Source organism: Bifidobacterium callimiconis (assembly GCF_003952005.1).
GTDB lineage: Bacteria > Actinomycetota > Actinomycetes > Actinomycetales > Bifidobacteriaceae > Galliscardovia > Galliscardovia callimiconis.
This window is the reverse complement of sequence record NZ_QXGJ01000009.1, coordinates 64,776-76,996: the sequence shown is the minus strand read 5'-3', so window position 1 is coordinate 76,996 and position 12,221 is coordinate 64,776. Positions and strand designations below refer to the sequence as shown.

General features: G+C 62.7%; 10 protein-coding genes and 2 tRNA genes. 6 read left to right on the top strand and 6 right to left on the bottom strand.

The genetic code is table 11. The features are described 5' to 3' along the window. Positions 1 to 6 precede the first annotated feature (6 nt). From D2E23_RS09010 to D2E23_RS09000, 3 genes are all read right to left on the bottom strand, one after another. Positions 7 to 1,230 (bottom strand): hypothetical protein, encoded by a 1,224-nt coding sequence (locus D2E23_RS09010; protein WP_126030584.1) that lies wholly within the window; start codon positions 1,228 to 1,230, stop codon positions 7 to 9. Between the two features lie 544 nt (positions 1,231 to 1,774). Further along, a complete protein-coding gene (pgi, locus tag D2E23_RS09005) occupies positions 1,775 to 3,472 on the bottom strand; it encodes a glucose-6-phosphate isomerase (protein ID WP_126030583.1) in 1,698 nt (565 codons plus the stop codon). Between the two features lie 434 nt (positions 3,473 to 3,906). After that, positions 3,907 to 5,031, bottom strand: coding sequence for a mannose-1-phosphate guanylyltransferase (locus D2E23_RS09000; RefSeq protein ID WP_126030620.1), 1,125 nt, complete (start codon positions 5,029 to 5,031; stop codon positions 3,907 to 3,909). A gap of 565 nt (positions 5,032 to 5,596) precedes the next feature. Here D2E23_RS09000 and D2E23_RS08995 point away from each other — a divergent pair. Together D2E23_RS08995 and D2E23_RS08990 are read left to right on the top strand one after the other, a co-directional pair. Continuing rightward, a tRNA-Thr gene (locus D2E23_RS08995) sits at positions 5,597 to 5,672 on the top strand. Between the two features lie 103 nt (positions 5,673 to 5,775). Beyond that, positions 5,776 to 5,856: transfer RNA gene (locus tag D2E23_RS08990), tRNA-Leu, on the top strand. A 133-nt stretch (positions 5,857 to 5,989) separates the two neighbouring features. Here D2E23_RS08990 and D2E23_RS08985 read toward each other — a convergent pair. Together D2E23_RS08985 and rph are read right to left on the bottom strand one after the other, a co-directional pair. Then, the gene (locus D2E23_RS08985) at positions 5,990 to 6,676 is read right to left on the bottom strand and encodes a non-canonical purine NTP pyrophosphatase (RefSeq protein WP_126030619.1); all 687 of its coding nucleotides are present in this window, start codon (positions 6,674 to 6,676) and stop codon (positions 5,990 to 5,992) included. Positions 6,677 to 6,874: 198 nt separating this feature from the next. Continuing rightward, complete coding sequence (gene rph, locus D2E23_RS08980) at positions 6,875 to 7,639, bottom strand: ribonuclease PH (RefSeq protein WP_093960214.1); 765 nt, start codon at positions 7,637 to 7,639, stop codon at positions 6,875 to 6,877. A gap of 130 nt (positions 7,640 to 7,769) precedes the next feature. Here rph and D2E23_RS08975 point away from each other — a divergent pair, with 130 nt between their 5' ends. Then, complete coding sequence (locus D2E23_RS08975) at positions 7,770 to 8,405, top strand: Pr6Pr family membrane protein (protein WP_126030582.1); 636 nt, start codon at positions 7,770 to 7,772, stop codon at positions 8,403 to 8,405. 61 nt (positions 8,406 to 8,466) lie between these two features. Further along, entirely contained in the window at positions 8,467 to 9,804 is a 1,338-nt protein-coding gene (locus D2E23_RS08970) for a nicotinate phosphoribosyltransferase (RefSeq protein WP_126030581.1), read from the top strand. A gap of 161 nt (positions 9,805 to 9,965) precedes the next feature. Here D2E23_RS08970 and D2E23_RS08965 read toward each other — a convergent pair whose 3' ends face one another. Then, positions 9,966 to 10,256, bottom strand: a complete 291-nt coding sequence (locus D2E23_RS08965) for a DUF3039 domain-containing protein (RefSeq protein WP_206432029.1) — start codon at positions 10,254 to 10,256, stop codon at positions 9,966 to 9,968. A 161-nt stretch (positions 10,257 to 10,417) separates the two neighbouring features. On the opposite strand from D2E23_RS08965, the gene coaD reads away from it, so the two are divergent. Further along, positions 10,418 to 10,900 carry a pantetheine-phosphate adenylyltransferase gene (coaD, locus tag D2E23_RS08960; protein WP_126030579.1) on the top strand — a complete coding sequence of 161 codons (483 nt, stop codon included), beginning with the start codon at positions 10,418 to 10,420 and terminating at the stop codon, positions 10,898 to 10,900. 15 nt (positions 10,901 to 10,915) lie between these two features. Continuing rightward, the gene (locus tag D2E23_RS08955; protein ID WP_126030578.1) at positions 10,916 to 12,175 is read left to right on the top strand and encodes an ATP synthase subunit B family protein; all 1,260 of its coding nucleotides are present in this window, start codon (positions 10,916 to 10,918) and stop codon (positions 12,173 to 12,175) included. The last annotated feature ends 46 nt before the right edge of the window (positions 12,176 to 12,221 follow it).

Sequence of the window (12,221 nt, the reverse complement as noted above, 5' to 3'; positions counted from 1 at the left end):
CGTCTCCTATGCGAATCGGAAATCGTTGACGACCGCGGCGGACGCGATCTGCTGTGCGGTGTAGTCGTCCTGATGAATCTCGGGGTCCTGAGATAGGTCGGCGCCGTCGTTCACGTGTACGGACCATCCGACGAGCGCGAGTCTCCAGCCGGTCTGGGGCAGGTCGGGGTTGATCTCCAAGGTCATGGTCACGGTGTCGTTGTTGTGGATGCGCACCGGTTTGCCGTCATCGTCGTAGGAACTGTACAGTGCCTTGACCTCGGTGGCGCGGATGGTGCCGTCGGCGTCGAGCAGGTTGAAGGCCACGCCGATGGACGCCACGTCAGACGGTATGTGGCTGACGGCGTGCACGGTCACGCAGCGGCGTGGGACCTCCTGTCCGTCGTCGCCGATGAGCGCGAATCCGGTGCACAAGCCGGCGTCGGTGAGTCCGGTGACCTCGATCGGCGCGGCCGGGGTGGGTTCGGAGTCAAGTTCCAGTGCCGTGCGGACGATGGATTGCGCGCCGGATGGTTTGAATTCGCTGTAGGTCATCCAGTCGATGGCCTCGGGATTGGTGTTCGTGGTCAGGTTGGCGTAGATCGCCGATCGTTCCTGATATTCGAGGATCACCCGTCGGATGGGTTTGTCCAGGGAATTGGGCCAGGTGCGGGCCGCGAGCGTTGCGGCGGCATGATCGGCGGCGCTCTTTGCCGTTGTGGCGGCGGAATGTATGGCGTTGAGGTCTCCGCCAGCCACGGCGAGGCGGAGGGCGTCGTCGGCCGGGTAGACGTCGGCCACGGCCGTACTGAAATATGGGCCGGCCTTCGCTTCGGACAGTCGGGGGCCGTTGGGTTCGAGCGGCACGAATCCGCCGTAGCAGTAGTCTTTGGAGTCTTTGGCGCTGGTTTGGTTGGAGCAGTTGAGCGCAGAGCCGCCGGGGAGTCGGCTGCGATGCCATGCGAATCCGCCTGCGGCCGCCGCGACCATCGCCAGCAGCACGAGCAGGGAGACGAGGCGGGAGCCCCGGGGTTTCTTCCGCCGGGCATCGGCTCCAGCGTTTCCGTTGTTCCATGCGAAGCCGCGATTGGCGATGCCACTGCCGTAATCGGGGACGTCGTTGGTACCGCTGGCGTCGTTGTCCCTAGACGGACCGGCATCACGATCATTGTTGAGAAACTCATCGAAGCCGACACGCTTGCCGGTGTCCTCACCGCCCCACGGCGGCACCCATCCCCCGGAATCCTTCATCGCATTTCCTCTCCGACATGTGTTCATTCGCTCGCGTCGGTCTTAACTACGTTGTTTCTTCCCGCCATCCTACTGCACAGCGAATCAAATGTTCCTGAACCCGATCCAGATCTATGGCGCTTCCAAGCCTATCTACGCTTCGCTAGGTGCTCACACGAGATTGCAGAGACATATCCACCATTCGCTAGGTGCTTGCCAATATAGCCGGCACATCCTCACTTGCAAGAAACGCTATATCTGATCACCGAACTATCTGGAACTACCCCATACACGATCTTCTCTATTTTCCTGAGAACCTAGCGAACGGCAGATAGACCTTCACGCCATCCATAATCCACCTAGCGAACCGCAGATAGCCCATAAGGCCAAGACGATACACACGAATTGCCCCAGAAAACGACAAGGTGGCCTCCCGCCGAAACGGGAGGCCACCTTAATTCATCCATGCAAGTCAGACCGCACCGTCGCCCGCCCCTCGAGGGGGGGGGCGACATGCAAAGCGTGACGGATGAGATGCCGGGTTCTAGTCCCTCACAGGGAGGAATCAGAACTCGCGGTGCTCGCGGTAGAACTTGATCAGGCTCTGGGTGGAGGCGTCCTGGGCGGCCAGGGCGTCGTCATCCTTGGAGATGGCCGGGGTGATCTGCTTGGCGAGCTGCTTGCCGAGCTCCACACCCCACTGATCGTAGGAGTCCAGACCCCACACGGTGCCCTCGACGAGGGTGATGTGCTCGTACAGGGCGATGAGCTCGCCGAGCGAGAACGGGGTCAGGGCCACGCCGAGGATGGACGTGGTCGGACGGTTGCCCTTGAACACGCGGGCCGGCACGATGGCCTCCGGCGTTCCCTCGGCGCGCACCTCGTCGGCGGTCTTGCCGAAGGCGAGGGCCTTGGTCTGGGCCAGGTAGTTGCCGAGGAACAGCTCGTGCACGTCCTGGTCGCCGTCCTTCACCGGGTTCGGGGTGTTGGCGAAGGCGATGAAGTCGGCCGGGATGAGCTGGGTGCCCTGGTGGATCAGCTGGTAGAAGGCGTGCTGGCCGTTGGTGCCGGGCTCGCCCCAGAAGATCTCGCCGGTCTCGGTGGTCACCGGGGTGCCGTCCCAGCGCACGGACTTGCCGTTGGACTCCATGGTCAGCTGCTGCAGGTAGGCCGGGAAGCGGTGCAGGTACTGGTCGTACGGCAGCACGGCGTGGGAGGCCACCTTGAAGAAGTTGCGGTACCACACGTTGAGCAGGCCGAGCAGAGCCACCACGTTCTTCTCGAACGGGGTGTTGGCGAAGTACTCGTCGATCTCATGGAAGCCGTGCAGGAACTCCTCGAACTGGGCCGGGCCGTAGACCACGGCGAGCGAGGTGCCGACGGCGGAATCCACGGAGTAGCGGCCGCCGACCCAGTTCCAGAAGCCGAAGGCGTTCTCCGGGTCGATGCCGAACTCCTCGACCTTCTCCAGGTTGGTGGAGACGGCCACGAAGTGCTTCTTGATGGCTTCGGCGTTCTTCTCGTCGGAACCGTCGATGGCGCCGGAGGCCTTGAGCTCCTCGAGCAGCCAGGTACGGGCCTCACGGGCGTTGGTCAGGGTCTCCAGCGTGGTGAAGGTCTTGGAGACGATGATGAACAGCGTGGTCTCCGGATCGAGGCCCTTGGTCTTCTCGGCCAGGTCGTTGGGGTCGATGTTGGAGATGTAGCGGGCGGAGATGCCGGCGTCGGCGTAGGGCTTGAGGGCCTCGTACGCCATGACGGGACCCAGGTCGGAGCCGCCGATGCCGATGTTGACCACGGTGTCGATCTTCTTGCCGGTCACGCCGCGCCATTCGCCGGAGCGGACCTTCTCGGCGAACGCGTAGATGCGCTCGAGGGTGTCGCGCACGTCCTTGACCACGTCCTGGCCGTCGACGATGTACTTGCCCTCATCCTCGACCGGGCGACGCAGGGCGGTGTGCAGCACGGCACGGTCCTCGGTGTTGTTGATGTGCACGCCGGTGTACTGCTGCTTGATGCGCTCGTCGAGCTTCACGTCCTTGGCGAGGTCGGCGAACAGCTTGAGGGTTTCGGGCTTGATGAGGTTCTTGGAAAGGTCGAAGTGCAGGTCGCCGGCTTCGAAGCTGAGCTTCTCCACGCGGTCGGCGTCTTCGGCGAACCACTTCTTGAGGTCGATGCCTTCGGCCTGCAGCTCGTCATAGTGCTTCTGCAGCGCAGCCCAAGCGGGAGTCTGGGTGGCGTCAATGGGAGGATTAATGGCCATGTGAGGTCCTTTCATCACTTGAGGCGTCTCGGTGGTATTGAGCGCCTGTTCCGCGTTTCACAATACCGGCCTTCACGGACAGTAAAAAACGAACAGAAATGTTGTCATTTGTGCGTTAGAACGTGCAATAGACAGAACCTATCGCCGCGTTACCTGCCGTTCACCATCGAACCCGTTCAATATCGAACATTCGCACACACCGAGGCCGATCCCCTCCGCCCGCCATGACACACCCCGCGACAACTCGATAGTCAGATCGCGACATTCCGCGACTCGGTAGTCCGAACGCAACATTTCGGTAGTTGAAACGCGACATTCCACGGTTTGGTAGTCAAATCGCGACGTTGTGAGCGTAAACACCGCGCAAAAGCGTCACGTTTCGACTACCAAACCTCGAACATCGCGTCCCAACTACCAAATTCCCCCACGCCCCTCTACAGGATTTCGGCATGACCACGAGCCGTGAGTTCGGCCACCATGCGCTTGACCTCCTGGCTGCGCGCACGCGGCGCGACCAGCAGCGCGTCCGGCGTGTCGACGACGACCATATCGTCCGCGCCGAGCAACGCCACCATGCGTCCACTCGACGGCACCACCACGTTTCCCGCCGAATCCAGGCACACCACATGCCCGGCATCACCGACGATCTTGTTGTTGCGCACGTCCACGCTCGGAATCAGCGCCGCCACCGAATTGAAGTCGCCGATGTCGTCCCAGCCGAATCCGCCGGGCACCACGGCCACGCCACCCTCGGCCGCCAACGGTTCGGCAAGCGCATAGTCGAAGGCGATCTTCTCCACGCCCGGCCACAACCGTTCCATCATCTCGGCGCGGGTCTCACCGCCATCGTCCGCATCCCACACGTCGGCGAGCGCGGTGACCACGCGGTGGATATCCGGTTTGAGTCGGCGCAGCGCATCGAGCAGCACGTCGGCCCGCATGACGAACATGCCGGCGTTCCACCGGTATTCGCCGGTCATCAGATATGCCTGTGCGGTGGCGGCGTCGGGCTTTTCTACGAACGACCGCACACGGCGCGCGTCCGGAGCGCCGGGAATATGCGATCCCAACGGTTCGCCGTGGCGGATATATCCGAACGCGGTGGACGGACGGGTGGCGGCGATGCCGATCGTGACCACGTATCCGGCGCGGGCCGCGGCCACGGCCTGTCCCACGCATGACGCGAAGGCCTCGTCATCGCGAATCACGTGATCGGCGGCGAATGATCCGACGACGATGTCGTCGCCATATCGTTTCGCCAGTATCGCCACGGATAGTGCGATGGCGGCCGTGGAGTCGCGTCCGACCGGCTCGGTGAACAGATTGCGTGCGTCGAGTTCCGGCAGCTGCGCGCGGATAGCGGCCTCATGCGTCACGCCGGAGATCACGGACACGCGTTCGGCGCCGGCGAGTGCGGCCAGACGATCGAACGTGGCCTGGATCATGGTGCGTCCGGAGCCGAGGAAGTCGTAGAGGAATTTGGGCCGTCCGCCGCGACTGATCGGCCAGAGCCGCGATCCCACTCCCCCGGCGGGAATCAGCGGATAGAAATCCAGCATCGCGCCCTCGGCATCGGCCGTGTTCCCGTTCTTGCTTGTGGAGTCGTCCATGTTCGCGGCATCCATACGTGCGTTATCCATGCACCCATTATCCCCAGCCGCCCGATACAACGCCCCTGACCGCAGGTCTATTCCCATCATCAATCATGATCAGCCACCCCCGAAAGCCAAAACCCGCGTGCTCCCTCCAAGGGAGGGAGCTGTCATGCGACAGCATGACTGAGGGAGGGAACAGCAACCTTCCGCCTTCGCACCCCTCCCTCTGTCGCGACGTTCGTCACGACATCTCCCTCCCCGGGAGGGAGAACGAAAAATGACCCCTCCTCCATGAAGAGCAAGGGGCCGAACCTTCACGATTCATCTTCGCGTCCCTCCCTCTGTCGCGACATTCGTCACGACATCTCCCTCCTTGGGAGAGAGAACACGGGAGGCGTTCAAAACCAGAGGCGTCCGCGCCCCACAACCCCTGCGACACGCGCAAACCGCGCTCCATCCACCATCGATTTGGATTTTTCCGAATCGTCCGGTAATATCCTTTACTTGTGTGCGCAGCAATGTGCCATGTGCCACTTTAGCTCAGTCGGTAGAGCGGCTCACTCGTAATGAGCAGGTCGACAGTTCGATTCTGTCAAGTGGCTCCACGGGAAACCCTAGGCACTTCGCCTAGGGTTTTTGTTTACCGTGACTCATTGATCGCAGCGAACGCATGAACAGACGCATGGGATGCGATCATATGGGAACAACGCGCGAGTGGCGGAATTGGTAGACGCGCAGGATTTAGGTTCCTGTGTCTTTGACGTGTGGGTTCAAGTCCCATCTCGCGCACCGATAGGAAATCCTCGGAATCGTTGTGGTTTCAACGATTCCGAGGATTTTTTTTTATCTGCTCTTCGCAGCCCCACCTCTGTCGCGCCTTGCGTGACACCTTCCTCATCAGAGGGAGAAGAGGGGCGACCACTCACTGCACGTAGTTGTGCAGCACGAGGCGGCGGATGCTGGGCACCAGACGACGGATGGCCTTGGAACGGTGCGAGATCGCGTTCTTCTCCTCCGGCATCATTTCGGCCGAGGTGAGCGGATGGCCGGCTTCGGCGGCACGCGCCGGCTGGTCGTCGGGCACGAAGATCGGATCGTAGCCAAATCCATGCTCTCCGCGCGGCGCACGGATGATCACGCCCTGCATGTCGCCGAGCTCCACGTTCTCGTTGTGGATGTCGTACGGCGGTTCGGTACGGCCGTCGTCGGTTTCCGGCACCACGAGCGCCGCCGCGCAGCGGAATCGTGCGGTGCGGTTGGCGTCGGGGATGTCTTCGATCTGGGCGAGCAGCAGTCGGTTGTTGGCGGCGTCGTCGCCATGCACGCCGGCCCAGCGAGCGGACAGAATGCCGGGTGCGGCGCCCAGCACGTCCACGATCAGCCCGGAATCGTCGGCCACGGCGGGCAGACCGGTCCGTCGCACCACGTCACGCGCCTTGAGCAGCGCGTTCTGTTCGAACGAGACGCCGTCCTCCACCGGGTCGGGCAGGTTCAGCGAGCCGGCGGTCACCAGTTCGATCCGCTCGGCGTCCTCGCCCAGATCCTCCACGAGAATGCGCTTGATTTCGGCCAGCTTGCCTTCATTATGGGTGGCGACCACCATTCTGATCGTATCGCTCATAGCGACTCCTCCTCATTGAATCCACTGAAATATCGGGCTTTATGAGCCCATACCGCGCCTGCCCAATACGACAAACCAGACACGACAAAACTATGCAAATCATTATGCAAGACGGGCGGTGGCGACCGTTACACCGGTCCGGCGGCACCATCATCGGTTGCTCACCGGACCGGTCATGTCAGCCGTTCAGTCCTGCTGCAGCGCCGCCCTCTGCGCCGCCTGAAGCTCCTTGTTGCCCTTCTCGGCCAGGTCGAGCAGCTCGCCCAGCTCCTTGCGGGTGAAGGGACGATGCTCGGCGGTGCCCTGGATCTCGATGAACGCACCGGCGCCGGTCATGGCCACGTTCATGTCGGTCATGGCGTTGCTGTCCTCCACGTAAGGCAGGTCCAGCATCGGCTTGCCGTCGATCACCCCCACGGACACGGCGGACACCTGATCGCGCAGCACGGTGCGGTTCGCGCGGATCATCTTGTGCTCCTTGGCCCAGGCCACTGCGTCGGCGAGCGCCACGTAGGCGCCGGTGATGGATGCGGTGCGGGTGCCGCCGTCGGCCTGCAGCACGTCACAGTCGATCTGGATCTGGTTCTCGCCGAGGGCCTTCATGTCGACCACGCCGCGCAGGCAGCGGCCGATAAGTCGGCTGATCTCGTGGGTGCGGCCGCCGATCTTGCCACGCACGGATTCGCGGTCGGTGCGTTCGGTGGTGGCGCGGGGAAGCATGGAGTATTCGGCGGTGACCCAGCCGAGGCCGGAGTCCTTGCGCCAGCGGGGTACGCCCTGCGTGAACGTGGCGGTGCACATCACGCGCGTGTTGCCGCATTCGATGAGCACGGAACCCTCCGGAACGTCGGTCCAGTGTCGGGTGATCTTCACCGGACGCAGTTCGTCCACCGCGCGTCCGTCGGGACGGATCGTCTGGGTGGCGTCAAGCATGTCTTTGATCTGAACCATTGGTAGCCTCCGTAGCCTCCATGCACGAACATTCGTGCATGAAAGACCGTATCGGTCTTCACCGACATTGCCCGGCCGCCCGTACGCTCGTTGCCCGTCCACCCCACCGGCGGCCCCTACACTTGGTGGTATGAGATTTCTGGCTGCGTTGTATCGCTTCGCCATGGCGGCCTGCTGCTTCGCCGGCACCTATGAGGTGTGGCATTTGCGTCACTATTCTTCGCTGGTGTATTTCACGTTCCAGACCACGCTGCTGCTTGGCGTGGTGATGCTGTGGACGGGTGCGGCCACGTTGCTCAAGGGCATTCAGCCGCCGGCCTGGCTCAAGGGCTGTCTGACGCTGTACAGCGTGATCGCCGGTCTGGTGGCCCTGTTCGTGCTGCCGGCCGCGGATCCGGCGATCACGCCGCGCGTGTTCGGTCTGCTCACGGTCACGTGGGCGCATCGCGTGGTGCCGGTGGGCGCGCTGTTGGATTGGCTGCTGTTCGATCCGCATCGGCGGTTCAAATGGCCGTACGCGTTGTGGTGGATGGCGTATCTGCCGGTATATGTGGCGGGCGTTCTGATTCGCGCGGCGATCTGGCCGCATTCCGGTCCGCTGGCCGATGGCACGCCGTATCCGTATGATTTTCTGAATCTTCCGGTGTTGGGTTGGACTCGTTTGGGCATCAATATAGTGGAATACGGTGGCGTGTTTTTGGCATTGGGACTAATACTGATAATCATTGACAGGGCGCTGCCGCAGAAGGTGCTGGTCGCATCCTGATTCATCCTGATGTATCGTGCGTTCTGGCGCACCCGATGATGTTACGAACGAAGAGGTAGTCATGACGAACACTGATTATTCGGCCGCGATGATGACCGATATGTACGAGTACACGATGCTTGACGCCGCCATGCTTGACGGCACCGCGGATCGCCGTTGCGTGTTCGAGGTGTTCACCCGTCATCTGCCGACGGGACGACGCTATGGCATCGCGGCCGGTCTGGGACGCATTGTGGACATGCTGAAGGACTTCCGTCCGAGCGAGTCCGATCTGAAGTTCCTGCGCGATCGTCATGTGGTGAGCGAGAAGACGGCCAAGTGGCTGGAGAACTTCCGCTTCTCGGGCACGATTCGTGCCTACCGCGAGGGCGAGGCGTTCTTCGCGAATTCGCCGATCCTGCAGATCGAGGGCACGTTCGCCGAGTGCACGCTGCTGGAGACGCTGGTGCTGTCGGTGTTGAATTATGATTCGGCGATCGCGTCGGCCGCGTCCCGCATGACGTCGGCGGCGGGCGACCGTCCGTGCATGGACATGGGCGGACGTCGCACGAACGAGAGTGCCGCGGTTGCCGCCGCGCGCGCCGCGATCGTGGGCGGCTTCGCCGGCACCGCGAATCTGGCTGCGGCCAAGAAGTACGATCTGGTGTGCATCGGCACCGCCGCACACGCGTTCACGCTGTTGCACGACGACGAGCGCAGCGCCTTCGTCTCCCAGGTCAATGCGCTGGGTCCGGGCACCACGCTGCTGACCGACACGTACAACATCGAGCAGGCGATCACCACCGCCGTCGAGGTGGCCGGCCCCGAGCTGGGCGGCATCCGCATCGATTCGGGCGACCTGGCGTCGCTCGCCCAGCAGGCGCGCAAGCAGTTGGATTCGCTGGGCGCCACGAACACGAAGATCACGGTGACGAACGATCTTGACGAGTATGCGCTGGCCGCGCTGGCCACCGCGCCGGTCGATTCGTATGGTGTGGGCACGATGCTGGTGACCGGCTCCGGTCATCCGACGTGCGCGATGGTGTACAAGCTGGTGGAGCGCGAAGGCGCCGACGGTCAGATGCATCCGGTTGCGAAGAAGTCGTTCGGCAAGAAGACCGACGGCTGGCGCAAGCGCGCGCTGCGTTCGTACCGTTACGGTCTGGCGCAGGGCGAGCTGGTGGTGTGCGGCCCGCAGGATCAGCTGGCCGACTGGCAGGCTCCCGCCGAGTACGGCGATACGCGCGATCTGCTGATCACCGCCGTGGACCATGGCGACATCGACGAGTCCCTGGCTAGCAAGGAGGCGCTGCTCGCAGCCCGCGACTACCATCGCAAGGCGCTCGATGAGCTGCCGGTGACCGCCCTGTCCCTGATGAACGGCGAGCAGGCCATCCCCACCGAAATCATCACCCTCTAAGTCCTACGCCTGTGGCTCCCCTCCAGAGGGGAACCACAGGACATACCCGCATCATCCCCGGAGAAGAAAAACATGACCGGGAAGCTCGACTCATCACAACCCGGCTTCCCCTTGAGGGGAAGCTGTCAGCGCAGCTGACTGAGGGGAGCCACCGCACACTCCTACTTCATCTCGTCGTAGATGCGCTTGCAGTCCGGGCACACCGGGTAATCGGAGGGGTTGTGCTTGGGCACCCACACCTTGCCACACAAGGCCACCACCGGTCGTCCGGTGAGCCTCGACTCGGCCATGCGCTCCTTCGATACGTAGTGCGCGAAACGATCGGCGTCGCCGTCGTCGGTGCGCTGGCCTTCGGTCTTGGTTTCAGGGCGTTCCAGCACGGCAGTGCCACTGCCCGTGTCGGGAGTGGACAGAGGGGAAACCGCGTCGTCGAGCAGGATCGACTCGGTCATCGCGTTCGGCTCGGTCATCGCATGCATCATGTCAGTCCCTTTCTCACATCGTCGTTGTCGCCATTCATCTTATTACGTTGCATGTTCCGTGATTTCGGAGCGTTTCCACCGCGTCATGGCGTTGTCATGGCGTTTCCACCGTGCGCGGTAGTCTGGAATTCATGACGATAGCTGTATGCCCCGGATCCTTTGATCCGGTCACTTCCGGCCACATCGATGTGATCGAGCGATGTGCGCTTCTGTTCGATCAGGTTCATGTTGTCGTGGCTGTGAACGCCGCGAAGAAGCCGATGTTCACCGAAGACGAACGGGTGAGCATGATCCGAGCCGCGTTGAGCGAGGACGGCTACCCGAACGTCGTGGTGAGCAGCACCGACGGACTGATCACCGACTACTGCGCCAGGGTTGGCGCCAAGGTGATCGTCAAGGGTCTGCGCCAGAACGGCGACTATGAGGCCGAGCTGGGCATGGCGCTGGTGAACAAGCAGCTGGGCGGCGTGGAAACGATGTTCCTGCCGGCGAACCCGTTGAAGGAACACATTTCCAGCTCTATTGTGAAGGACGTGGCCCGGCATGGCGGCGACGTGTCGGAGCTGGTGCCGCGCAGCGTGGCCCCGCGACTTATCGAGGTGCTGAAGAAATAACGGAAAGAGATGACCATGAGCGACAATGACGATTTCGACGACACCGGTGAATCCGAAGTGGCCAATCGTGTAGGGTCGGACGCCTCGACGCGTTCCGCGGGCAGGCATCCCACCGGTCAGCCCTCCATCTGGTCGCGGGCGTCGGTGGCGCATCAGCCGGTGCGGCAGACTCCCGTCGAGCAGCCGGCCGCGCAGACCGACGTCGCACAAACCGACGTTGCACAGCCCGCCGTGGCGGAACAGTCGGACCAGTCCGTGCAGTCCACGCAGCCGCAGTCGCAGCCCACGGTTGATCTGGGGGCGGACGCCGACGCCACGGTGATCGACGATTCCACGCAGATGGCGGCGAGTCCCCTGCCCAGTTATACGGAGAGTTATGCCGGCTCCGGATATGCGTCGTACGGGCAGACCTCGTACGATCAGCAGTCATATGGCCAGCAGTCGTACGATCAGCAACAGTACGATCAGTATGACCAGCAGACTTCGTATGCACAGCCGACGTACGGGCAGGATTATGGTCAGGATTCCTATGCGGCCGCATCCCAGACGGTTCAGGCATCCGACGCCGCATACGCGGACACGTCGTACGCCGATTCCACGCCCGCTGATTCCACGAACGACGCTTCGAATGACGCTGCAGACAACGCCTACGGCGATGACGTTCCGCTGCCCAAGGACTATCAGTCCATGCTCATGGACGACGATGAGGACGAGGAGTTCAACAGCACCAAGGACCAGTTCACCACGGTGTACGATCTCCTCGACCAGATCGAGTCGCTGGTCGAGGAGTCCAAGACCACGTTCTTCACGTCCCAGGTGCGCGTGGATCGTGACGAACTGGTATCGCTGCTGCGCGAGCTCAAGGCCAAGCTGCCGGTGCAGCTCGAGCGCGCGTCGGCCCTGATGCGCGAATCCGAACGCCGCCTGGAGAACGCCCAGTCGCAGGCCAGCGCCATCGTGGCGGCCGCGCAAAGCCGTTCCAGCACCATCATTCGCGAGGCGAACGAACGCGCGCAGTTCCTCACGAGTCAGGAGAACGTGACGGCGATGGCCACCGAAAAGGCCCGCACGATCCTCAACACCGCCCAGGCCAAGGCCGACAAGCTGGTACGCGGCGCGGACAACTATTCCACCGCGGTGCTCACCGAGCTGAGCGAGCAGCTGGCCAAGGCGTCGCATGGCGTGCAGAGCGGTCTTGACGTGCTGGCCGAACGTCAGCGTGAGGCCGCGCAGGATCTCGATCATCTCACCGACGACGACTATCCGCACGCCTGATGCCGGGCGGTCGTTCAGCGACCGTACGGCATCTTCCGTTATTCAA

Coding starts and splice junctions, on each gene's coding strand:
- coaD (WP_126030579.1), top strand. CDS start 10,418: ATGACGATAGCTGTATGCCCCGGATCCTTTGATCCGGTCACTTCCGGC.
- D2E23_RS08970 (WP_126030581.1), top strand. CDS start 8,467: ATGACGAACACTGATTATTCGGCCGCGATGATGACCGATATGTACGAG.
- D2E23_RS08955 (WP_126030578.1), top strand. CDS start 10,916: ATGAGCGACAATGACGATTTCGACGACACCGGTGAATCCGAAGTGGCC.
- pgi (WP_126030583.1), bottom strand. CDS start 3,472: ATGGCCATTAATCCTCCCATTGACGCCACCCAGACTCCCGCTTGGGCT.
- D2E23_RS08965 (WP_206432029.1), bottom strand. CDS start 10,256: ATGACCGAGTCGATCCTGCTCGACGACGCGGTTTCCCCTCTGTCCACT.
- D2E23_RS09000 (WP_126030620.1), bottom strand. CDS start 5,031: ATGCTGGATTTCTATCCGCTGATTCCCGCCGGGGGAGTGGGATCGCGG.
- D2E23_RS08975 (WP_126030582.1), top strand. CDS start 7,770: ATGAGATTTCTGGCTGCGTTGTATCGCTTCGCCATGGCGGCCTGCTGC.
- D2E23_RS09010 (WP_126030584.1), bottom strand. CDS start 1,230: ATGAAGGATTCCGGGGGATGGGTGCCGCCGTGGGGCGGTGAGGACACC.
- rph (WP_093960214.1), bottom strand. CDS start 7,639: ATGGTTCAGATCAAAGACATGCTTGACGCCACCCAGACGATCCGTCCC.